This window comes from Aeromonas sp. R2-3 (genome assembly GCF_040908375.1).
GTDB classification, from domain to species: domain Bacteria; phylum Pseudomonadota; class Gammaproteobacteria; order Enterobacterales; family Aeromonadaceae; genus Aeromonas; species Aeromonas veronii.
Genome location: NZ_JBFODP010000024.1, coordinates 1 through 20,410 on the forward strand (window position 1 = coordinate 1; position 20,410 = coordinate 20,410).

18 protein-coding genes and 2 tRNA genes are annotated in these 20,410 nt (G+C 61.4%); 7 read left to right on the plus strand and 13 right to left on the minus strand.

What is annotated here, in order from left to right; translation table 11 throughout:
* The 3 genes from tuf to AB5Z02_RS11890 form a co-directional block, all read right to left on the minus strand.
* Positions 1–1,157 (minus strand): elongation factor Tu (gene tuf / locus AB5Z02_RS11880; RefSeq protein ID WP_139441922.1); only part of this gene is annotated, 1,157 nt, incomplete at its 3' end.
* 168 nt (positions 1,158–1,325) lie between these two features.
* A tRNA-Gly gene (locus AB5Z02_RS11885) sits at positions 1,326–1,400 on the minus strand.
* 38 nt (positions 1,401–1,438) lie between these two features.
* Positions 1,439–1,523, minus strand: a tRNA-Tyr gene (locus AB5Z02_RS11890).
* Positions 1,524–1,786: 263 nt separating this feature from the next.
* Between AB5Z02_RS11890 and coaA the strand changes: the two genes are divergently transcribed.
* Positions 1,787–2,725, plus strand: coding sequence for a type I pantothenate kinase (gene coaA, locus AB5Z02_RS11895; RefSeq protein WP_005339877.1), 939 nt, complete (start codon positions 1,787–1,789; stop codon positions 2,723–2,725).
* 84 nt (positions 2,726–2,809) lie between these two features.
* Here coaA and birA read toward each other — a convergent pair whose 3' ends face one another.
* Entirely contained in the window at positions 2,810–3,775 is a 966-nt protein-coding gene (birA, locus tag AB5Z02_RS11900) for a bifunctional biotin--[acetyl-CoA-carboxylase] ligase/biotin operon repressor BirA (protein ID WP_368216047.1), read from the minus strand.
* Entirely contained in the window at positions 3,772–4,809 is a 1,038-nt protein-coding gene (gene murB, locus AB5Z02_RS11905; RefSeq protein WP_368216048.1) for a UDP-N-acetylmuramate dehydrogenase, read from the minus strand. The genes birA and murB overlap by 4 nt, the downstream gene beginning before the upstream one ends.
* 127 nt (positions 4,810–4,936) lie before the next feature.
* On the opposite strand from murB, the gene AB5Z02_RS11910 reads away from it, so the two are divergent.
* On the plus strand, positions 4,937–5,590 hold the full coding sequence (locus AB5Z02_RS11910) for a TrkA family potassium uptake protein (RefSeq protein WP_368216049.1): 654 nt from the start codon (positions 4,937–4,939) through the stop codon (positions 5,588–5,590).
* Positions 5,587–6,942 carry a TrkH family potassium uptake protein gene (locus tag AB5Z02_RS11915; protein ID WP_042082855.1) on the plus strand — a complete coding sequence of 452 codons (1,356 nt, stop codon included), beginning with the start codon at positions 5,587–5,589 and terminating at the stop codon, positions 6,940–6,942. Before AB5Z02_RS11910 ends, AB5Z02_RS11915 begins: the two co-directional genes overlap by 4 nt.
* Positions 6,943–6,983: 41 nt before the next feature.
* Here AB5Z02_RS11915 and AB5Z02_RS11920 read toward each other — a convergent pair whose 3' ends face one another.
* Positions 6,984–7,814, minus strand: a complete 831-nt coding sequence (locus AB5Z02_RS11920) for a cupin domain-containing protein (protein WP_368216050.1) — start codon at positions 7,812–7,814, stop codon at positions 6,984–6,986.
* 101 nt (positions 7,815–7,915) lie between these two features.
* Between AB5Z02_RS11920 and AB5Z02_RS11925 the strand changes: the two genes are divergently transcribed.
* Positions 7,916–8,449 (plus strand): carboxymuconolactone decarboxylase family protein, encoded by a 534-nt coding sequence (locus AB5Z02_RS11925; RefSeq protein ID WP_368216051.1) that lies wholly within the window; start codon positions 7,916–7,918, stop codon positions 8,447–8,449.
* Positions 8,450–8,463: 14 nt separating this feature from the next.
* The gene (locus tag AB5Z02_RS11930; RefSeq protein ID WP_124930375.1) at positions 8,464–8,904 is read left to right on the plus strand and encodes a DUF417 family protein; all 441 of its coding nucleotides are present in this window, start codon (positions 8,464–8,466) and stop codon (positions 8,902–8,904) included.
* Between the two features lie 40 nt (positions 8,905–8,944).
* Here AB5Z02_RS11930 and AB5Z02_RS11935 read toward each other — a convergent pair whose 3' ends face one another.
* From AB5Z02_RS11935 to AB5Z02_RS11945, 3 genes are all read right to left on the minus strand, one after another.
* Positions 8,945–10,918: a DNA topoisomerase III gene (locus AB5Z02_RS11935; protein WP_368216052.1), complete on the minus strand. Its 1,974-nt coding sequence runs from the start codon at positions 10,916–10,918 to the stop codon at positions 8,945–8,947.
* A 67-nt stretch (positions 10,919–10,985) separates the two neighbouring features.
* Positions 10,986–11,483 carry a response regulator gene (locus AB5Z02_RS11940; protein ID WP_368216053.1) on the minus strand — a complete coding sequence of 166 codons (498 nt, stop codon included), beginning with the start codon at positions 11,481–11,483 and terminating at the stop codon, positions 10,986–10,988.
* Positions 11,484–11,538: 55 nt separating this feature from the next.
* Positions 11,539–13,506, minus strand: coding sequence for an ATP-binding protein (locus tag AB5Z02_RS11945; RefSeq protein WP_368216054.1), 1,968 nt, complete (start codon positions 13,504–13,506; stop codon positions 11,539–11,541).
* A 276-nt stretch (positions 13,507–13,782) separates the two neighbouring features.
* On the opposite strand from AB5Z02_RS11945, the gene AB5Z02_RS11950 reads away from it, so the two are divergent.
* Entirely contained in the window at positions 13,783–14,913 is a 1,131-nt protein-coding gene (locus AB5Z02_RS11950; protein WP_005339847.1) for a NapC/NirT family cytochrome c, read from the plus strand.
* Positions 14,914–14,936: 23 nt separating this feature from the next.
* Complete coding sequence (torA, locus tag AB5Z02_RS11955; protein ID WP_368216055.1) at positions 14,937–17,417, plus strand: trimethylamine-N-oxide reductase TorA; 2,481 nt, start codon at positions 14,937–14,939, stop codon at positions 17,415–17,417.
* 85 nt (positions 17,418–17,502) lie between these two features.
* Here torA and AB5Z02_RS11960 read toward each other — a convergent pair whose 3' ends face one another.
* Genes AB5Z02_RS11960 through AB5Z02_RS11975 form a run of 4 tightly spaced genes read right to left on the minus strand, consistent with a single transcriptional unit; the run spans position 17,503 to position 20,368 of the window.
* Positions 17,503–17,964 (minus strand): hypothetical protein, encoded by a 462-nt coding sequence (locus tag AB5Z02_RS11960; RefSeq protein ID WP_005339830.1) that lies wholly within the window; start codon positions 17,962–17,964, stop codon positions 17,503–17,505.
* Between the two features lie 41 nt (positions 17,965–18,005).
* A complete protein-coding gene (locus AB5Z02_RS11965; protein ID WP_005339828.1) occupies positions 18,006–19,355 on the minus strand; it encodes a sensor histidine kinase in 1,350 nt (449 codons plus the stop codon).
* Entirely contained in the window at positions 19,352–20,008 is a 657-nt protein-coding gene (locus AB5Z02_RS11970) for a response regulator transcription factor (protein WP_159158023.1), read from the minus strand. The genes AB5Z02_RS11965 and AB5Z02_RS11970 overlap by 4 nt, the downstream gene beginning before the upstream one ends.
* Positions 20,009–20,029: 21 nt before the next feature.
* Entirely contained in the window at positions 20,030–20,368 is a 339-nt protein-coding gene (locus AB5Z02_RS11975; RefSeq protein ID WP_005341875.1) for a PepSY domain-containing protein, read from the minus strand.
* Positions 20,369–20,410: the final 42 nt, after the last annotated feature.

The window sequence follows — 20,410 nt, forward strand, 5'->3', positions numbered from 1 at the left end:
GCACCTACGGTACGGCCACCTTCACGGATAGCGAAACGCAGGCCGTCGTCCATCGCGATCGGAGCAATCAGGGTAACAACCATCTTGATGTTGTCGCCCGGCATTACCATCTCTACGCCTTCCGGCAGTTCGATGGTACCGGTCACGTCGGTAGTACGGAAGTAGAACTGCGGACGGTAGCCTTTGAAGAACGGGGTATGACGACCACCTTCTTCTTTGGACAGTACGTACACTTCAGATTCGAACTTGGTGTGCGGCTTGATAGAACCCGGCTTGGCCAGTACCTGACCACGCTCTACGTCTTCACGCTTAACACCACGCAGCAGCGCGCCGATGTTCTCGCCTGCACGACCTTCGTCCAGCAGCTTACGGAACATTTCTACACCGGTACAGGTGGTAGAAACGGTATCTTTGATACCAACGATTTCTACAGTCTCACCTACTTTAACGATACCGCGCTCTACACGACCGGTAACTACGGTACCACGGCCAGCGATAGAGAATACGTCTTCGATAGGCATCAGGAACGGCTGGTCAATCGCGCGCTCCGGCTCCGGGATGTAGGTATCCAGGTGGCCAGCCAGCTCGATGATCTTCTCTTCCCACTGAGCGTCGCCTTCCAGCGCTTTCAGCGCGGAACCACGAACTACCGGCAGGTCATCACCCGGGAAGTCGTACTCGGTCAGCAGTTCACGAACTTCCATCTCAACCAGTTCGAGCAGCTCTTCGTCATCAACCATGTCACACTTGTTCATGAACACGATCATGTACGGGATACCAACCTGACGACCCAGCAGGATGTGCTCACGAGTCTGCGGCATCGGGCCATCAGTCGCTGCTACTACCAGGATCGCGCCGTCCATCTGGGCAGCACCGGTGATCATGTTTTTAACGTAGTCGGCGTGACCCGGGCAATCTACGTGGGCGTAGTGACGGGTAGCGGTGTCGTATTCTACGTGGGAGGTGTTGATGGTGATACCACGCTCACGCTCTTCCGGTGCCTTGTCGATCTGGTCGAAGGCGAAAGCTTTACCACCGAAGTGCTTGGCCAGCACGTTAGTGATAGCTGCAGTCAGGGTGGTTTTACCGTGGTCAACGTGGCCGATGGTACCCACGTTAACGTGCGGTTTATTACGCTCAAATTTTTCTTTAGACATGATCGTCCCTCTAAACTAACGCTGAGTACGCGGTGGCAAGCTAACCACAGAACAGTTTATATGATGGATTTGAATCTGGTGGGAAAGAGAGAGGTACTGATGGCTGGTTCGCTTGCCGAACTCACCCTAGGGTGCGGCTCTGCTAACGCCTGAGCCATATCAGCATCTTGGAGCGGGCAGCGGGAATCGAACCCGCATCATCAGCTTGGAAGGCTGAGGTAATAGCCATTATACGATGCCCGCATTTCTCTAACCCAAAGAACTCAAACCGCAGAGAAATATGGTGGAGGGAGAAGGATTCGAACCTTCGAAGGCAGAGCCGTCAGATTTACAGTCTGATCCCTTTGGCCGCTCGGGAACCCCTCCAGACGCCAGATTGTCACAACGGTAATTCTGCTTGCACCCGTTGTGTTTATCGCTTTTGCACGGCAAATAGACGACAGACAGTCAAGCGTCGCGCATTTTATTGTAAGGTTTTGGGGGATGCAACCATTGAACCCGGCAAAATATGCTTTATTGCTGGGAAGTTTGCAAAAAAGCGGGGGCAAACAAGCCAATCCTGCTGCGTCCCTTGTCGCTCCCCCACCCTTGGTGTATGGTCGCCGTGCCCAAGAAACAGTGATGACACCATGACGACAGAGCATAACCCCTATCTGCAATTCACCCGCGAACAATGGGCGTTATTGCGCGATTCGGTCCCCCTGACCCTGACCGAACACGATCTGCAGACCCTGCGCGGGATCAACGAGAAGGTGTCATTGCGGGAAGTGGAAGAGATATATCTGCCTCTCTCCCGCCTGCTCAATCTCTATGTCAAAGCCAAACAGCGTCGCAGCCGGGTGCTGGAGCAGTTCCTCGGCCAGTCCCGCGGCAAGGGCACCTATATCATCAGCATTGCCGGCAGCGTGGCGGGGGGCAAAAGTACCACGGCCCGTATTCTGCAGGCCCTGCTGGAGCGCTGGCCGGAACACCCGCGGGTGGAGCTGGTCACCACCGACGGCTTCCTCTACCCCAACAAGGTACTGGAAGAGCGTGGCCTGATGCGCCGCAAAGGGTTCCCGGAATCCTACGATATCCGCCATCTGGTGGAATTTGTCGCCAATATCCGCGCCGGTCACGAGAAGGTCGAAGCGCCGGTTTATTCCCACCTTATCTACGACATCATTCCCGATGAGAAGAAGGTGGTGGAGCAGCCGGACATTCTGATCCTGGAAGGGCTCAATGTGCTGCAAAGCGGCATGGATTACCCTCAGGAGCCCCATCGGGTCTTCGTGTCAGACTTTGTCGACTTCTCCATCTATGTGGATGCCGATGCCGAACTGCTGCGTACCTGGTATATCGAACGCTTCCTGAAATTCCGCAGCGGCGCCTTCTCGGATCCCGACTCCTACTTCCATAACTACGCCAAGCTGGCGGAGAGTGAGGCGACCCAGATCGCCAGCAACATCTGGCAAGATATCAACTATCTGAATTTGCAAGAAAATATCCTGCCAACGCGTGAGCGAGCCAACCTGATCATGACCAAGGGCCATGAGCACGCCATCGAGCAGATCAAGCTGCGCAAATGATGACAGCGGTTGCCGGATAACGAAGAGGGGGCCCACGGGCCCCCTCTTCTTGTTGTTTGGCATCATGAGCGGCCTTACTGACCCTCAGTCGCCCCGGCGCAGGGAGAGTTCACCACCCAGATAGAACTTGGTGCCCTCCTCCGTATCCAGTCGCAAGGCGCCGCGATCGTCGATGCCACGGGCGATGCCGCGGATCTCCTGCTCCCCCATCAGCAGGCGCACCGGGCGACCGGCAAAGTGATCGAGCCGGTTCCACTCATCGACAAAGCTTGCCAACCCCTGCTGCTCAAAGGTATGCAACGCCCGCTGCAGATGGACGATCATCCGGGCCGCCAACTGATTGCGATCGACCAGCTCGGGATTGATGTGGCGCAGCTCGGCCCAGGCCTGATCGATCTTCTCCCCTTCGCGGGCAGGCATCGCCAGATTGAGACCGATACCGATCACCAGATGGCAACTGGCCCCGGCGCTACCGCTCATCTCCACCAGTATTCCCGCCAACTTGCGGCCCTGATAGTAGAGGTCGTTCGGCCACTTGAGCTCGACCCCCTGATAACCAAGGGACTCCAGCGCTTCAACCACTGCCACGCCGACCGCCAGACTGAGCCCCATGGCCGCCGCCATGCCTTGTTCGAGTCGCCAGTACATGCTGAGGATCAGCTGGCAACCAAACGGCGAAATCCAGGGTTTGCCACGACGACCGCGCCCGGCTGTCTGACACTCGGCCAGACAGCTCTCGCCAGAGCGCAGCTCATTGACCCGATCCAGCAGGTGTTGGTTGGTCGAGCTGATGACCGGAAAACAGTGCACCGGCGCCATCGGGGCCAGTGCCTGCAAGGTGGCCTGATCATAGAGCGCCATCGGCACCGCCAGCCGGTAGCCCTTGCCGGTCAGGCTAAAGAGATCCAGCCCCAGCTCCTTCAGCGCCGCCATGTGTTTGCTCACCGCTGCCCGGCTGATGCCGAGCTGCTCACCCAGCTGTTCGCCGGAGTGAAACTGGCCGTCGCTAAGCAGGGTGATCAGAGTCTGCCTGATGGGAGTCAACGTCATGAGAGCACCTCGTCGAGCCAGGTTTCACCGTGCGCACCCATAAAGCGCACCTCATGCTCCAGCAGCACGCCAAACGTCTGCTCCACGCTGTCGCGGACATGGGCCGCCAGCGCGATCAGCTCCATGGCACTGGCCCCCCCCCGATTGACCAGCACCAGCGCCTGCTCCTGATGGACGGCGGCGCGGCCAATGGCGAAACCTTTCAGACCGCACTGATCGATGAGCCAGCCCGCCGCCAGCTTGGCCTGCCCTTCTCCGGCCGGATAGCAGGGCATCTGCGGGTAGCGCGCCTTGAGATTCTCCGCCAGCGCGGCAGGTACCACCGGATTCTTGAAGAAGCTGCCGGCATTGCCGAGTACGGCGGGATCCGGCAGTTTGGCCATGCGGGTGGCACAGACGGTATCGAAGATGGCCTGCGCCGGAGGCTCATCACCGAGCGCCGCCAGCGGGCCATAGCCCAGCACCGGTTGCCACGCCTTGGGCAGTTTGAGCCCGACGGCGGTGATCAGGTGGGAATCCTGATACTCGTGTTTGAAGATGCTGTCACGATACCCGAAGCGGCACTCTGCCGCCGCGATCCGTTCAATCTCGCCACTCTGCCAGTTGAACGCCTCGACATAGGCGCAGAAGTCGGCCAGCTCAACGCCATAGGCACCGATGTTCTGCACCGGCGCTGCACCGACCGTACCGGGAATGAGCGCCAGATTCTCCAGCCCGAACCAGCCCTGTTGCAAGGTATGGCGCACCAGCTGATGCCAATCTTCACCGGCCGCCACATGGAGCAACCAGTGATCGCCACCATCTTCAGCGGTAATCCCCTTGAGCCGGTTGAGCACCACCAGACCGAGATAATCGGTGGTGAAGAGCATGTTGCTGCCGCCGCCCAGATTGAGGCGCGGCAGCTGGTTGAACTGCGGATCGGCACGCAGGGTCGCCAGATCGGCAACCTGCTCCACCTCGGCCAGCCAGAGGCAGTACGCATCGAGGGCAAGGGTGTTGAGCTTCAACAAGGAGGCGTTGGCATTCAGTTTCATCGGTCTATCCCGGCTTGGTGCAAGGGCGCAGTCTACCTCAAGTTGCCCCATGACGAAAAACCCGAGCCCTTTTCGGGGGAATAGCAGTGGTTTAGAGTAGGCGACTTCAACTGCTGAGGAATAACTCATGAACAACCAGTTTACCGTCATCGGCCTGGGCCTGTTTGGCAGCGCGCTGTGCGAAGAGCTGCAGCGGCAAGATGCCGAAGTACTGGCCATCGATATCGACGAGAGCAAGACCCGGCAAATCGCCGCCCTCTGCAATCACGTTATCGTGGCGGATGCCACCGACGAGGCCACCGTGGCCGAGCTGGGACTGGCCAATTTCGATATCGTCTTCGTTGCCATCGGTGACAACCTGGAGACCAGCATCCTCACCACCCTCGTCTTGAAAGAGGCGGGCGTGAAGAAGGTGTGGGTCAAGGCGCGCGACAAGTTCCACGCCAAGATCCTGCAGAAAGTGGGCGCCGACAAGGTGATCAACCCGGAGTGGGACATGGGCCGCCGGGTCGCCCAGAGCATGCTGGACAACCGGCTGTTCGACTATCTGGAGCTGGGACACGACATGGTGCTGACCGAGTTCGTGATCGGCCTGCAACAGAACGGCCGGGAACTAGGCGACTTCCACCTGCTGCAACAGAGCGATTTCCAGCTGCTCGCCATCAAGCGTGGTGATGTGCTGCACAACGTGCTGACCGGCAAGATGGAGCTGCAACTGGGCGACATCCTGATCCTGGCGGGCAACAAGCACGCCATCGACCACTGGCTCGAAACCCTATGATCAACTGGCGCAGCAGCTACGCCTTCGCCCTCCATCGGGAGCAGGACTCTCGCTGGAGCGAAGCCCGGCTGATCCTCGGCAGCTTTCTGATCATTCTGCTGATTGGCACCATCTTTCTGGTGCAACCCTCCAGCCACAATGGCGAGGTTACCTTCGTCAACGCCCTGTTTACCGCCACCTCGGCCATCAGCGTGACAGGTCTTGGCGTGGTGGATACCGGCACCGCCTTCACCCTGCAGGGGCAGATTTTCCTGCTGATGCTGATGGAGATCGGCGGTCTGGGCCAGATGACCATGACCCTGCTGCTGATAGCCATCTTCAGCAAGCGGGTCGGTCTGCGCCAACAGGTACTGGCCAAGGAGGCGCTGGGACAGGAAGGCTCGGTCAACATCATTCAGCTGGTCAAACGGATCGTGCTGTTCGCCTTTATTGCCCAACTGATCGGCACCGGCATCATGGCGATCCGCTGGGTGCCCGAGATGGGGTGGGTGCACGGCCTCTATGTCAGCTTCTTCCACGCAGTATCGGCCTTCAACAACGCCGGGTTTTCGCTCTTTGCCAACAACCTGATGGACTATAGGGACGACCCCATCATCAGCCTGACCATCGCCGGTCTGCTGATCCTGGGGGGGATCGGCTTTACCGTCATCGTCGATCTGGTGCGCAACCGCCGCTGGCGCAAGCTGAAGCTGCACAGCAAGCTGATGTTGCTGATGACCCCGGCGCTGCTGCTGGCCGGTACCTTGATGTTCTGGCTGCTGGAACACAACAACCCCGGCACCCTCGGCAAGGCCGGTGTCGGTGGCCAGCTGCTGGCTGCCTTCTTCCAGTCTGCCAGCGCCCGTACCGCCGGTTTCAATACCATAGATATCGGGCTGATGACCCCGGCGGCGCTGCTGTTCCTGATGATGCTGATGTTTATCGGTGCCGGTGCCACCTCGACCGGTGGCGGTATCAAGGTGACCACCTTCGCGGTCGTGCTGCTGGCGACCAAGGCGTTTCTGACCAAACGGCCCCATGTCACCGCTTTTGGCCGCACTCTGTCGCCCCAGATCGTGACCCGCTCGCTGGCTATCATCATCGTCAGCACCATGGTGCTGATGCTGGCGATGTTCCTGCTGATGGTGACCGAGGATCTGCCGTTCGACAAAATCATGTTCGAGACCATCTCGGCATTTGCCACCGTCGGCCTTTCCACCGGCATCACCGCCTCCCTGAGCGAGCCGGGCAAGCTGATCCTGGTACTGGTGATGATCTGCGGCCGTCTCGGCCCTCTGACCCTGGCCTTTATGCTGGCCCGCCCGGTCGAGACCCGCATCCGTTATCCGGAAGAGAACGTCTATACCGGCTGACCAGCCATGAACACGGGGCAGCCACTGGCTGCCCCGTTTTTTTATTCGGCTTGTTGCTGCGCCTTGAGCCAGCGCCCCGGGCTCATCCCCAGCTCCCGCTCGAATGCCCGACCAAAGGCAACACTGCTGCTGTACCCCGCCCCCAGCGCCACCTGCGCCATAGGCTCCCCCACCAGCAGTTGCTGGCAGGCGCGCGCCATGCGCCAGCGGGTCAGATAACCAAGCGGCGCTTGACCAACCCGCTCCTGAAACCTCGCGGCAAAGCGGGCCCGCGACATGCCGGCCTCTCGCGCCAGCGTGGCCACCGTCCAAGGTTCATCCCCACGCTGATGCATCACCGAGATCGCCTTGGCCAACTGGGGATCGGAAATACCTGCCAGCATCCCCTGCTGACACACCCCTTGCTCGACCAGATGACGCAGCAGCAGGATCAACAGTACCTCCAGCAAGCGGGAGATCAGCGGATCCTGCCCGTAGCGGGGGTGAAACGCCTCGTCAAACAGCTGACTCAGCACCGGCGTCAGGGCAGGCAACTCACGTAGCGGCAGCACCAGCGAGCCCGGTAATGCCAGTTGCAACGGCGATGCGCCCCCCTTGCCGAATGCGACATTGGCACACACCAAATCACACCCCCCCAACGTTCTGGGTTCAAGCTTGTGAGGACGTCCCCGGGGGAACAGGATCAGAGTCGGCTCCTCGAGCAGCAAGCTGGCGCCCCCCTCTTCACGCAACATGACGGCGCCACTGCGCAGCAGATGAAGATGTCCGCCACTCGGGTAATCATCACTGGAGGAGTTCTGGCACAGGTTGCCGGCGAAGAAGATCTTGGCTTCGGGGGAGGCATGAACCAACAGGGCAGAGAGCGGATCCATATTTGAGACGAATAGTATTTATTTACAGACAATGAGTGATAAACCGTATCACGAATGACGGCACACTGTCTCCCGTACCTTCACTACCACAGGAGAAGATCATGAGCCGTATCCAACCCGTATCCCAACCGCAACCCGCAGCCGCCCAGACCCTGACCACCCTGCGCCGCAATCTGGGCATGGTGCCCAACCTCTACGCCACCCTGGCCCACTCGCCAGCCCTGCTCAATGGCTTCCTGGCCTTTGCCGAGGCGCTTGGCAAGGGGCGCCTCACTGCTCCACAACGGGAGTTGCTGGCACTGGCCATAGGTCAAGCCAACGCCTGCCAATACTGTTTGTCTGCCCACACACTACTGGCGGGCAAGGCCGGATTCTCGGCCCAGGAGATCCGGGCAGCCCGACTCGGCCAAGCCTCGGCTCCCCTTGAGCACGCCCTGCTGCAACTGGCAACGGCACTGGTCAACCAGCGCGGAGTGATCAGTGACGAGCAGCTTGCTAGCACCCGGGCCGCAGGCGTAGATGACGAGCTGCAGCTGGAGGTGCTCGGCCAGGTGGTCGTCAATACCCTGACCAACTATGGCAACCACCTGGCAGCGACCGAGATCGACTTCCCGCCCGTCACTCTGACCCCTTAAACAAGGAGCCCCCCATGCAGCAACATGACAAAGGCTTTCTGGTCGCCCTGGCGGGCGTGGTATTGACCCTGCTCTGGATCGGCGTCTTCAAGTTTACCCCGACAGAGGCAGCCGCCATCAAACCACTGGTAGCCAGCCACCCCTTGATGAGCTGGCTCTATGGCCCCCTGTCGGAACAGAGCGTATCGAACCTGATCGGGGTGGTCGAGATAGTGATCGCCATCGGGCTGGTCGTGGGCCTGTGGCAACCTCGCATCGGTTACTGGTGCAGCATGGGGGCTATCGTCACCTTCCTGGCGACGCTGAGCTTCCTGCTGACTCTGACAGGTGTCTGGAAAGTGGTTGATGGCGTGCCAGTCACCGAGTTCTTCCTGTTCAAGGACCTGGTGTTTCTCGGTGTGGTTCTGCACTACCAGCACAGGATCCGTGCCAGCTTGTCCGCTCAGGCAGCCTGACAACAATGCCTTTGGCGCCCGGGATGGGCGCCTTTTTTCGTTATGCCGCCCTGGTCTGGCGCTTGCTGGCCGTCTTGCGCGGTCGGGGCCCGCCAGTCGTGCTGGCCGCCGGACTCTTTCGCTTGGTAAAACGCCGCTTGCCGGCACCCGGCGCCTCCTTGGGCAGGGCGCTGAAGCTGGCGCCGGAGTCCTGCCGCGCCCCTTCAATCAGACCGTTGAGCTGCTCGGTGAGCGGCCCCATAAACTGCTGGTAGCTGCCGTGGCGCTCGGCGATCTGGCCGAGGCTCTGCTCCCACAGCGCCGTCATATCCGGCGTGGTGGCGGTGGCTGGCAACGCCTGCACCAGCGCCCGCCCGGTCGGGGTCGCCTTGATGCTCTTGCCCTGACGCACCAGAAAGCGGCGCTTGAACAACAGGTCGATAATGCCTGCCCGGGTCGCTTCGGTGCCGAGGCCATCGGTGTCGCGCAGGGTCTTGCGGATCTCGGGATCCTGCACATAGCGGGCGATGCCGGTCATGGCCGCCAGCAGGGTGGCATCGGTGAACGACTTGGGCGGCTGGGTCATTTTCTCCTGCAGTTCGCCCCGCTCGCACAGCAGTTGCTCCCCCTCTTTCAGAGCCGGCAGCGTGCCCGCCTTCTCTTCGTCGTCATCCTCTTCCACCCCGAGCAGTGCCTTCCAGCCCGCCTTGAGGATTCGCCGCGCCTTGGCCTGAAACAGACCACCGGCGATGCGCAGCAGCACCTTGCTGTCGTTGTATTCGAACGGGGGATAGAACTGCAGCAGATACTGACGGGCAATCAGGCCATAGAGCTTCACCTCGTCGGCCCCCAGCGTGGCGGGGTTGCCCTGCTTCTCGGTGGGGATAATGGCGTGGTGGGCATCCACCTTGCTGTCGTTCCACGCTTTGCTGCGGATCTTGCCGTCTGCCTCGCTCACCGCCTTGGCCAGCGCAGGCGCTGTGGCGGCGATGGCGCCGCGCACCTGTTCGGCCCGCTTGAAATGGTCGGTCGGCAGATAGCGGCTATCGGAGCGCGGATAGGTGATGAGCTTGTGGCGCTCGTAGAGGCTCTGGCAGATGTCGAGCACCCGCTTGGCATCCATACCGAAGCGCTTGGCGGCATCGATCTGCAGGCTGGAGAGGTTGTAGGGCAGCGGCGCCGCCTGCTTGCGGGCCTGCTCCTCCACCGATTCGACCTGAGCGGGCTGGCCGTTGATCCGGCTCACCACCTTGTCGGCCAGCGCCCGGTTGAGCACCCGCCCCTCCTCATCCTGCCACGGCAGGCAGGCTTCCGACGGCAGCCACTTGGCGGTGAAACGCTCGTTGCTATCGGTCCGCAGATGGGCCAGCACCTCGTAGAAGGGTTTGGGCACGAAGGCCTCGATCTCGAGATCCCGCCGCACCACCAGCCCGAGCAGCGGGGTCTGCACCCGGCCAACCGAGAGCAGCTCGCTACAACCGGCCTTGCGGCCGAGCAGGGTATAGGCGCGGGTCATGTTGATGCCGTAGAGCCAGTCGGCCCGACTGCGGGCCAGCGCGGAGACAGCCAGCGGCACGAACTCCTTGTTGTCCCTCAGCTTCTCGAGGGCACGACGCACCGCGGGCGGGTTGAGATCGCTGATGAGGCAGCGCTGCACCGGCTTGGTTTTCGGGTAGCCGAGAAAGTCGATCACCTCGTCGACCAGCAACTGCCCTTCCCGGTCCGGGTCACCGGCGTTGACCACGCAGTCCGCCTGCTTGATCAGCCGCTTGATGACGGTGAGCTGGGTTTTGGTCTTGGGCTTGGCCACCAGCTGCCACTGGGCAGGGATGATGGGGAGATGCTCCATCCGCCACTGCTTGAAGGCGGCGTCATAGGCATCGGGCTCGGCCTGCTCCAGCAGATGGCCGATGCACCAGGTGACCACATCCCCCTGGGCTGTTTCGATAAAACCGTCGCCCTTCTTATGGGGCTTGGGCAGGGCATCGGCAATGGCGCGGCCCAGCGTGGGCTTCTCGGCGATAAAGAGTCGCATCGGTGGCTACCTGCAATACTGTATATGCAGACAGTATACAACTGCCTCCGCGAAAGCCCAACTGCCCCTATTCGTCGAACGGGTGATCGTGGATGGCGGCAAACAGCCGCGCCTGATTGAGCAGCGGCGCATAGTGGAAGGCATTTTCGCCATCTTCCGCCAGCAGGTAGTCGGTCAGCTGTTCGCGCACCGCCTCTTGCAGGGTCTCCAGCTTCCACGGCTTGGCGAGGTAGTAGTGCAACCCGCCGCGATTGACCGCTTCGACGGTGGTCTCCAGCCCCGCTTGTCCGGTCAGCAGCAATTTGCGGCTGGCCCGGGTGGTGGCACGCCGGTTCAGCTCCACCAGAAAATCGACCCCCAGGGTTCCCGGCATGATGTGGTCACAAAGGATCAGCGCCAGCTTGTTGCCGTCGCTCTCCCACTCCTCCACCACCGCACGCGCCTCATCGACGCTCTCGGCGGCTTCCAGCTCGAAGTGGGAACGGAACGGGGCGAGATCATGGATCACCGCATCCAGCACCTCCCGCTCATCGTCCACACACAGGATCAGATAGTGTTTGTTCATTGCTCCTCCTTGGCGACATGGTTTGGCACGCCGCGCGATTGATGCTGGCGACGGCTCAGGCCGCATGCTCCTTGTTGTTTTGAGGTTCGCCCCCGTAACCGGCCTGCCCCATGCCGTCCAGCGGCAGACAGACCCGCATCCGGGTGTAACGGCCCGGTTCGGAGGCCACCTCGATCCGGCCGTGGTGCTGCTGAACTATCTGCAGCGAAACGCTCAGACCAATCCCGAGGCCGAAATGTCCCTCCCGCTTGGTGGTGAAGTTGAGATCGAAGATCCGCTGCCACAGCTCGGGCTCGATGCCGCAACCGCTATCCTCGATCTCTACCATGACCCACTCGGGATCCAGCAACCCGGTGCGAATGGTGAGTCGCCCCGGGCCGCTCATGGCATCCAGACTGTTGGCGATCAGGTTGGTCCACACCTGTTGCAGGGCGATAGGGTGACAGCGCACCAGCGGCAGCGGCTGGTACTCCTTGCAGAGCTCATGATGCTTGAGGCGGTTTTCGAAAATCATCAGGGTATCTTCCAGCCCCTCGTGCAGGTCTACCAGCGAGGGCTCGTCCCTGTCCTGCCGGGCATACTGCTTGAGGCTCTTGACCAGATCACCGATGCGACGGGCACACACTTCGATATTGCGCAGGAAGCTGCCAGTCTGCTGGAACAGCTCCAGCCGGGAGAGCAGCGTCTCCCGCTCGTCGGCAGTGCGGCTGGCAAACCAGCGCTGCCAGTTCAGCTCGTCATCCAGATTCATCTGCACCGCCAGCCGCGCCTGTTGGAGGTCACCAAAGCGCCCCTCAGCCTGCCGGGTCTTGTCGCGGATCTCGCTGGTCGAGACCGGCTGGGAAGAGAGCGCCTGACAGAGGGTCTGGTTGCCCAGCCCCTTGATGGGTGCTGGCAGCTCGAGATTGACCAGATCGGGGATGGCGGCCCGCAGGGTCTCGCTGCCACGGATAATGGCCGCCACCGGGTTGTTCAGCTCGTGGGCGACACCGGCCACCAGTTGACCCAGCATCGCCATTTTTTCGCTCTCCACCAGCTGGGCGTGAGCGGCGTCGAGGGAGTTGAGGGTCTGTTGCAGCCGCATCTCGGTGCGGATGCTGTTTTGCAGGCGACGGTTGAAGTGGCGCAGCAGCAGGTTGGTAAAGGAGGGGAGCAGTTCGCTGCGCGCCTGCATCACCCGGGAGAATTGCAGCTTGTCGAGCTTGATCACCTCGGCGCCGGTCAGGGTCACGCCGGTGGTGAAGGCGGGTTCGCCGGTGACGAAGGACATGCCCCCCACCAGCGAGCCGGTACGGTAGTGCACCACCTCCTGATCGATCCCCTGCTCGTCCCGCTTGCGCAGCACCACCTCCCCCTTGGCAATAAACCAGAGAAAGCTGTTGGGCTCCCCCTCGCGGGTCAGCACATGGCCCGGGCTGTAGTGGCGGCAGACCCGCTCCTCGTCATTACCCTCGAAAAACTGGTAGAGACCGTCGATCACCACCCGCGACAGCTCTTCATCGCTGCAGTGGGTGTAATCCATAAAGCCCTGCCGATAGGCAGCCAACTGGCGATCGACGTGGGCTCGCAGCAGCGTCTGGTTGTCGAGCACGGCTGCATAGCTCAGCAGGTCCGCCTCGGGACGCTGCAATACAAAGTGGCTCGCCTGCTCGATCACCGCCCGGCGCAGGCTACCATCGCGCCAGGGGCGTTGCAGGTAGTAGTCGAGACGACCGAGGTTCACCGCCTCGATGATCGATTTCATTTCCGGCTGGCTGCCCAGCAGGATCTTGCGGCACGCCTCGTGACGACTGCCGAGGCGGATCAGAAAATCGGCCCCTCGCCCGTCCCCCAGCTCGCTGTCACACACCACCACGGCGGGTGGCTGCCCCTTTCGATCCAGTTCGTCCAAGGCCAGCTCAGCCGACCCCTGACCGACCACCACCACCAACGCGAAATGGCCGAGCAGCGGGGCCAACTCCTGTTCGAATTCGGCCAGCAGTTGCACGTTGGCGGCGACACACAGCAGTGAGAAAGGGCTCATCAGCGACACTCCGTTGAGGCTCACTGCTCACTATATCAGCGAATCTTGTGGGGTTTTGCGAGGGGGCTAACAGCTGTCGCGGAAAGTGCACAAATAGATAAAACAGAAAACAACTGAATTTAATTCGACAAATCTGTCAATATAAAAACAAAAGACAAAATGTGACAACAATCAAAAATATAAACCATGATGAAGGTCAACGCCTTATCCCTATCATTACTACTACTATTGGACTAGTACTATGTAGGTAATTATTGACCGTAGGAAAACGCCGCCATGATTGGAAAACTGATAAGAAAAACCTGGTTCTGGCTCCTGCTGCTCGGGGCCCTGCTGGGTGTCGCGGCACTGGGTGTCACCGTGACCGTGCTGCACAAGACCAGCTCCACCGAATTCTGCGTCTCCTGCCACTCCATGCAGACTCCGCTCGCCGAGTATCAGGGCAGTGTCCACTTCCAGAACACCAAGGGGATCCGCGCCGAGTGCGCCGACTGCCACATCCCGGGCGACCCCACCTCCTACCTGTGGACCAAGATCCGCGCCGTGAAGGATATCTATCACGAGGCGATCGGCACGCTCGACACCCCGGAAAAGTATGAAGCCCACAAGCTGCGGATGGCCCAATCCGTCTGGGACGAACTGAAAGCCAACGACTCCGCTACCTGCCGCAGTTGCCACAGCTACGAGGCGATGGACATTCTGGCCCAGCGCCCCAATGCCCGCGCCGAGCACCCGGTCGCCATCAAGGAGGGTCAGACCTGTATCGACTGCCACCGCGGTGTCGCCCACATCATGCCTGACATGAGCGGCCTCGCTGCCGCCGGTGCCAGCGAGCTGGCGCAGGCTGCGGCCCAGACCCCAGCCAACGTCACCACCCGTTACGCCATCGCCACCACCCCGCTGTTCCTCGATGCTGCCGCCAAGACCGACGAAGGCACCCTGATGCCTTCCACCAAGGTGGAAGTGCTGGCCAACGAAAACGGCCGCGCCAAGGTGCAGATCGAAGGCTGGCAACAGGATGGTGTGAGCGAAGTGTTCTACGCCGCACCGGGCAAGCGGATCCTCAGCGTACTGGTCGGCGATGCCGCCAAGAAAGCGCTGGTCACCGGCCAGAGCGAAACCGACAGCGCCACCAACCTCACCTGGCATCAGGTCAAGCTGACCGCCTGGGTCGACCAGAGCCAGCTTATCGGCGATCAGGGCAAGCTGTGGCAATACGCCTCCACCCTGATGTCCAACAACTGTACCGGCTGCCACGGCCTCACCGCGCTGGATCACTTCAATGCCAACCAGTGGATCGGCGTCATCAAGGGGATGGAATCTCGTACCTCCCTGACCCCGGAACAGGCTCGCATGTTGACCCAGTATGTCCAGAAACACGCCAGTGACATGAGCGCGGCCCACTAAGGCTGGCACAGAGGAAAACCGTTATGACTTTTTTCAATGACAAGAAGACCAATCTGTCCCGCCGCAACCTGCTCAAGGGGCTCGGCGCCTGCGCAGCCCTGCCCCTGCTCGGCGGCATTTTTCCCAAGAGTGCGCTGGCACAAGCCATCAGCACCGCATTGAGTCAGTTCCCGACTCTGGTGCCCGCCCAGAAGGGCATTCTGACCGGCGCCCACTGGGGTGCGTTTGAAGCTGTCGTCGAGGATGGCCACATGGTGCGCGTCCAGCCGGTAGCCGATGATCCGGCGCCGAACGATCTCATCGACATGGCGCCGTTCCAGGTCCACGCCAAGAACCGCATCAAGTACCCCATGGTGCGCAAGAGCTGGCTGGAGCATGGCCCGGGCGCCAAGCCGGAGCTGCGCGGTGCCGACGAGTGGGTGCGAGTGAGCTGGGACAAGGCGATCGAACTGGTGGCCGGTGAAATCCAGCGGGTTCAGAGTGACTTCGGTCCGCAGGCGATCCACGCTGGTTCCTATGGCTGGAAAAGCGTCGGCATGTTCCACAACAGCCGCACCCTGCTGCACCGCCTGATGAACCTCTCCGGCGGTTTCACCGGTTATGCCGGTGACTACTCCACCGGTGCGGCTCAGGTGATCATGTCCCATGTGATGGGCTCCATCGAGGTGTACGAGCAGCAGACCGCCTGGCCCAACGTGGTGGAGAACGCCGAACTGGTGGTGCTGTGGGGGGTCAATGCTCAGGTCACCCTGAAGAACAGCTGGAACATGCCGGATCACGAAGGTCAGGCCGGCTTCAAGGCGCTGAAAGAGAAAGGCACCCGCATCATCAGCATCGATCCGGTCTACAACGAGACCGCCAAGCTGGTCGGCGCCGAGTGGATTGCCCCGAACGCCTACACCGACGTGGCCATGATGCTGGGTGTGGCCCACACCCTCTACAGCGAGAAGAAGCACGATCAGGCCTTCCTCGATCGCTACACCGTCGGCTTCGACAAGTTCCTCGCCTATCTGCTCGGCAAGGATGACGGTCAGCCGAAGAGCGCCGAATGGGCGAGCACTGTCTGCGGCGTCGATGCCAAGGTGATTCGCCAGCTGGCTCTCGACATGGCCGCCAAGCGCACCATGATCATGGCCGGTTGGGGGATGCAGCGTCAGCAGCATGGCGAACAGCCGAACTGGATGCTGGTCACTCTGGCCTCCATGCTGGGCCAGATCGGCCTGCCGGGCGGCGGCTACGGCTTCAGCTACCACTACTCCTCCGGTGGCAGCCCCACCGCCAAGGGTGGCATTCTGGCGGGTATCTCCGCCGGCAACGCACCAAAGAACAGCCCGGCCCCGATCCCGGTGGCCCGCATCGCCGACTGTCTCGCCAACCCGGGCAAGACCATCGACTTCAACGGCCGCAAGGTGACCTATCCGGACATCAAGCTGGTCTACGTGGCGGGCGGCAACCCCTTCCATCACCATCAGGACACCAACAACCTGCTGCAGGCGTGGCGCAAACCGCAGACCGTGATCGTTCACGAGCCTTACTGGACCGCCACCGCCAAGCACGCCGACATAGTGCTGCCGGTCACTACCAGCTACGAGCGCAACGATCTGGAGATGGGCGGCGACTACTCTCAGCGCTATGTGTTCCCGATGCACCAGTGCGTCCCGCCCCAGCACGAGTCCCGCAACGACTTCGACATCTTCAGCGCCATCGCCGCCAAGCTGGGCGTGCAGGAGCAATACACCGAAGGCAAAGACGAGATGCTGTGGCTCAAGCAGATGTACGACGGCATGGCGGCGCAGGCCCGTGGTGCCCGCGTGGCGCTGCCGCCGTTCAACATGTTCTGGGAGTCCAACAACTACATCCGCTTCCCGATCCCCGAGGCCAACCGCCAGTGGATCCGTCACGCCGATTTCCGCGAGAATCCGCTGCTCAACCCGCTCGGCACCCCGTCCGGCAAGATCGAGATCTTCTCCAACACGGTAGCCGGGATGGGTTATGTCGACTGTGCCGGCCATCCCAAATGGTATGAGCCCAAGGAGTGGGTGAAGAGCGAGGTGGCGGCGCGCTATCCGCTGTCGCTCAACACCTCCCACCCGACCCAGCGGCTGCACTCCCAGCTCGACAACACTCCGCTGCGGGACAAGTTCGCTATCGCCGACCGCGAGGCGATCATGATCCATCCGCTGGATGCCAAGGCTCGTGGCATCACCCAGGGGGATCTGGTGCGCGCCTTCAACGAACGCGGCCAGATTTTGGTAGGCGCCCTGCTCTCCGAAGATGTGCGCCAAGGCGTGGTGCGGATCTGCGAAGGGGCCTGGTACGACCCGGCCAAGCCGGGCGAAGCGGGCAGCATCTGCAAGAACGGCAACGTCAACTGCCTCACCTTCGACGAAGGCTCGTCCAGTCTGGCGCAGGGCAACTGCGGCCACATGGCCCAGCTGCAGATCGAGAAGTACACAGGCCCGATGCTGGCCAACACCGCCCACGCGGTACCGGCCAACGGCTAAGGCTATTGCCACCCAATAAAAACGGCGCCATCAAGGCGCCGTTTCTTTATCTGTCTGCCAAAGCGCAGGCATGGTCGGGACGGGTTTAGAACTCCCCCTCCTCCATATACTCCTGCGCGCACTCAACCAGCTGCGGCCACAGCTCTTCCGGCACCCAGGCGTCCGGGTCATCTTCATCCCCGTCGTACTGGCTCCAGAAATAGCGACGCAGGCCGGAGGCAAACTCGTCGCTGATCTCGGCCAGCTCCGAGAGCGGCCCCAACCAGGCGATGCGACGCAGGCCGGAGGCGAGATCGTTGATGGCATCCATCAGGGTGCGATCGTCAAAGCTCTGCTCCACCAGCAGGGTGAAGCGCTCGCGCGCCTGCTCGGTCTGCTCCTCGTCCAGCTCGCCCACATCGGCCAGCAGGTCGACAAAATCTTCCAGAAGGAACGCGATCAGGCCATCCCTGTCTTCAAACCACTGGATCTGGGCGCCCTTGACCCCCAGCACAGAGGCATCAAACGAATCGTCAAGGTGACACAGTGCCCACGGATCGTCGGTCATGCTTCTCTTCCTCAGGCTAAAACAAATGCCATATGTTATGCCTAGCTCTCGACTCTTGCCACCTTGGGCAACGAGAGGGAGGCGGCCAGACCGCCCAGTTCGGCGCGGCCCATGATGAAACTGCCCCGATAGGCTTCCGCCAGATCGGAGACGATGTTGAGACCCAGGCCCGAGCCCGGTACCTTCTCGTCGAGCCGCACCCCGCGCAGCACCGCCTTGGCGATCTGATCCTCGCTCATGCCGGGGCCGTCATCCTCGATACGCAAGGTGATCCAGCCCCCCAGCTCGGCGCTGGAGATGCGCAGCTCGCTGGCAGACCACTTGAAGGCGTTCTCCAACAGGTTGCCTACCATCTCGTCGAAATCCTGTTCTTCCACCCCGACCGCCAGATTGGCGGGCACTTGCAGATCCACTGTCTTGCCCGGATAGAGGCGGGAGAAGGCGCGGCAGATATACTCCACCCGCGCCCGCACCGGGGTAGAGACCCCGAGGATCTTGGCGGCGCCGGTCACCCGCGCCTTACCGAGGTGGTAATCGATATGGCGCTGGATCTGGTCGAGCTGCTCGCCGATGGCGGCCTGATCCTCCGGTGGCAACTGGGCCACCTGATTGCGCATGATGCTGAGCGGCGTCTTGAGGGCGTGGGCCAGATTGCCGGTGTGGGATCGCGCCCGCTGCAGCAGCTCGCCGTAGTGGTGCAGCAGCCGGTTGATATCCTCCACCAGTGGCTGGATCTCCAGCGGATAGCGCAGCCGGAACCCCTCCTGATGACCCTCGTGAACCCGCCCCAGTTCGCGGCGCAGCAGGTGCAGCGGCCGCAAGCCGTAGACGATCTGGAACATGAAGCCGAGCACCAGACCGGCAGCGGCAAAGCCGAGACCGAGGAACAGGCTGATGCGGGTCTTGTTGAGGGTCTGGGTCAGGGCGCTGCTGTCCTTGGCCATCACCAGAGTGAACACCCGATCCGAACCGGGAAGCAGCACGGTGCGGGTCATGATCAGCAGGGGCTCCTTGTTGGGCCCCTTGCCGACGAAGAGGTCGGGATCGCCAAACGCCGACTTGAGGCCATCGCTCTTCAGGTTGGTATCCCACAGGGAACGGGAGCGCCCCACCACATCGCGGCCCAACTCCAGCTGCCAGTAGTAGCCGGAGTAGGGTTGATTGAAGCGGGGATCGGAGAGGGAACCGGTGACCACCGGCAGGCCGGTTTTGGCCACTTCCAGCCGGGAGAGCAGATCATAGAGCTGCAGGCGCAGACCGTCGGCCTCCGCCTCCTGCCAGTAGTTGCGCATCATGGTCTGCAGACTGAAACCGGTGGCGAACAGAAACAGCCCGCACCAGACCAGCGCAATGGCGACCAGTCGCCCCCGCAGGGTTCTGACCAGCCTCATTCGTTGATCCGGTACCCGAGGCCGCGCACTGTCTCAATCAGATCGGGGTTGGTTTTCTTGCGGATCCGGCCGATGAACACCTCGACGGTGTTGGAGTCACGGTCAAAATCCTGAGCATAGATGTGGTCGATCAGCTCGCTGCGTGATACCACCTTGCCCCTGTGCTGCATCAGGTAACCCAGCACCCGGAACTCGTGGGCAGTCAGCTTGATGGGGGTCCCTTCGTACCACACCTGCGACGCTGCCATGTCGAGCCGCACCCCGCCAATCTCCAGAATGGAGCTGGCGTTGCCTGCCGCCCGGCGCACCAGCGCATGGACCCGCGCCACCAGCTCGGCCACCTGGAACGGCTTGGTGAGGTAGTCATCGGCACCGGCGTTGAGCCCCTCGATCTTCTCGTGCAGCTGGCCACGGGCGGTCAGCACCAGCACAGGGGTATCGATCCCCTTGCTGCGCCACTCCTTCAGCACGCTCAGGCCATCGCGCCCCGGCAGGCCGAGGTCGAGAATGATGGCATCGTAGGGTTCGGTCTCGCCGAGAAAACCAGCCTCGTTGCCATCGTGGCAGAGATCGGTGACAAAGCCGGAGAGGCGCAGCTGTTCGGCCAGCTGGCCAGCCAGAACTTTTTCGTCTTCAACAATCAGAATTCGCATGAACAGGCTTCCACACAGGGGTTATTCATCATCCTCGACCGGGGGCTTTGGCGGTTCGAACAACCGCTCCAGATGGTGGCCCTTGGCCCACACCAGCTCAAGGTTGTCAGCCCGATAGGCCACCTTGATTACGCTATTCTCCCGATCGATGACTCGCAGTTCATAGAGCCAGATACCATCCTCTTCCCCCAGATCCACCCGCAACACCCGCACCGGCAATCTGGCCGCCACCTCCATCATTTCATGGAAGGGCCGAACCCGTCCCTCATGGACAGCTTGCTGCAGCTGGGCTTCATCAGGCGTGACCGCCTGTGCCAGCAACGGCAGCAATAACCCAAGCAGAGGGAGCGCTCTATTCATGGATGATTCATCTCCAAAAACCTAACATAATGGCGTTTATAG

Bases quoted from the DNA above. Each gene is read 5' to 3' on its own strand.
- coaA (WP_005339877.1), top strand. From the start codon at position 1,787: ATGACGACAGAGCATAACCCCTATCTGCAATTCACCCGCGAACAATGG.
- birA (WP_368216047.1), bottom strand. From the start codon at position 3,775: ATGACGTTGACTCCCATCAGGCAGACTCTGATCACCCTGCTTAGCGAC.
- murB (WP_368216048.1), bottom strand. From the start codon at position 4,809: ATGAAACTGAATGCCAACGCCTCCTTGTTGAAGCTCAACACCCTTGCC.
- AB5Z02_RS11910 (WP_368216049.1), top strand. From the start codon at position 4,937: ATGAACAACCAGTTTACCGTCATCGGCCTGGGCCTGTTTGGCAGCGCG.
- AB5Z02_RS11915 (WP_042082855.1), top strand. From the start codon at position 5,587: ATGATCAACTGGCGCAGCAGCTACGCCTTCGCCCTCCATCGGGAGCAG.
- AB5Z02_RS11920 (WP_368216050.1), bottom strand. From the start codon at position 7,814: ATGGATCCGCTCTCTGCCCTGTTGGTTCATGCCTCCCCCGAAGCCAAG.
- AB5Z02_RS11925 (WP_368216051.1), top strand. From the start codon at position 7,916: ATGAGCCGTATCCAACCCGTATCCCAACCGCAACCCGCAGCCGCCCAG.
- AB5Z02_RS11930 (WP_124930375.1), top strand. From the start codon at position 8,464: ATGCAGCAACATGACAAAGGCTTTCTGGTCGCCCTGGCGGGCGTGGTA.
- AB5Z02_RS11935 (WP_368216052.1), bottom strand. From the start codon at position 10,918: ATGCGACTCTTTATCGCCGAGAAGCCCACGCTGGGCCGCGCCATTGCC.
- AB5Z02_RS11940 (WP_368216053.1), bottom strand. From the start codon at position 11,483: ATGAACAAACACTATCTGATCCTGTGTGTGGACGATGAGCGGGAGGTG.
- AB5Z02_RS11945 (WP_368216054.1), bottom strand. From the start codon at position 13,506: ATGAGCCCTTTCTCACTGCTGTGTGTCGCCGCCAACGTGCAACTGCTG.
- AB5Z02_RS11950 (WP_005339847.1), top strand. From the start codon at position 13,783: ATGATTGGAAAACTGATAAGAAAAACCTGGTTCTGGCTCCTGCTGCTC.
- torA (WP_368216055.1), top strand. From the start codon at position 14,937: ATGACTTTTTTCAATGACAAGAAGACCAATCTGTCCCGCCGCAACCTG.
- AB5Z02_RS11960 (WP_005339830.1), bottom strand. From the start codon at position 17,964: ATGACCGACGATCCGTGGGCACTGTGTCACCTTGACGATTCGTTTGAT.
- AB5Z02_RS11965 (WP_005339828.1), bottom strand. From the start codon at position 19,355: ATGAGGCTGGTCAGAACCCTGCGGGGGCGACTGGTCGCCATTGCGCTG.
- AB5Z02_RS11970 (WP_159158023.1), bottom strand. From the start codon at position 20,008: ATGCGAATTCTGATTGTTGAAGACGAAAAAGTTCTGGCTGGCCAGCTG.
- AB5Z02_RS11975 (WP_005341875.1), bottom strand. From the start codon at position 20,368: ATGAATAGAGCGCTCCCTCTGCTTGGGTTATTGCTGCCGTTGCTGGCA.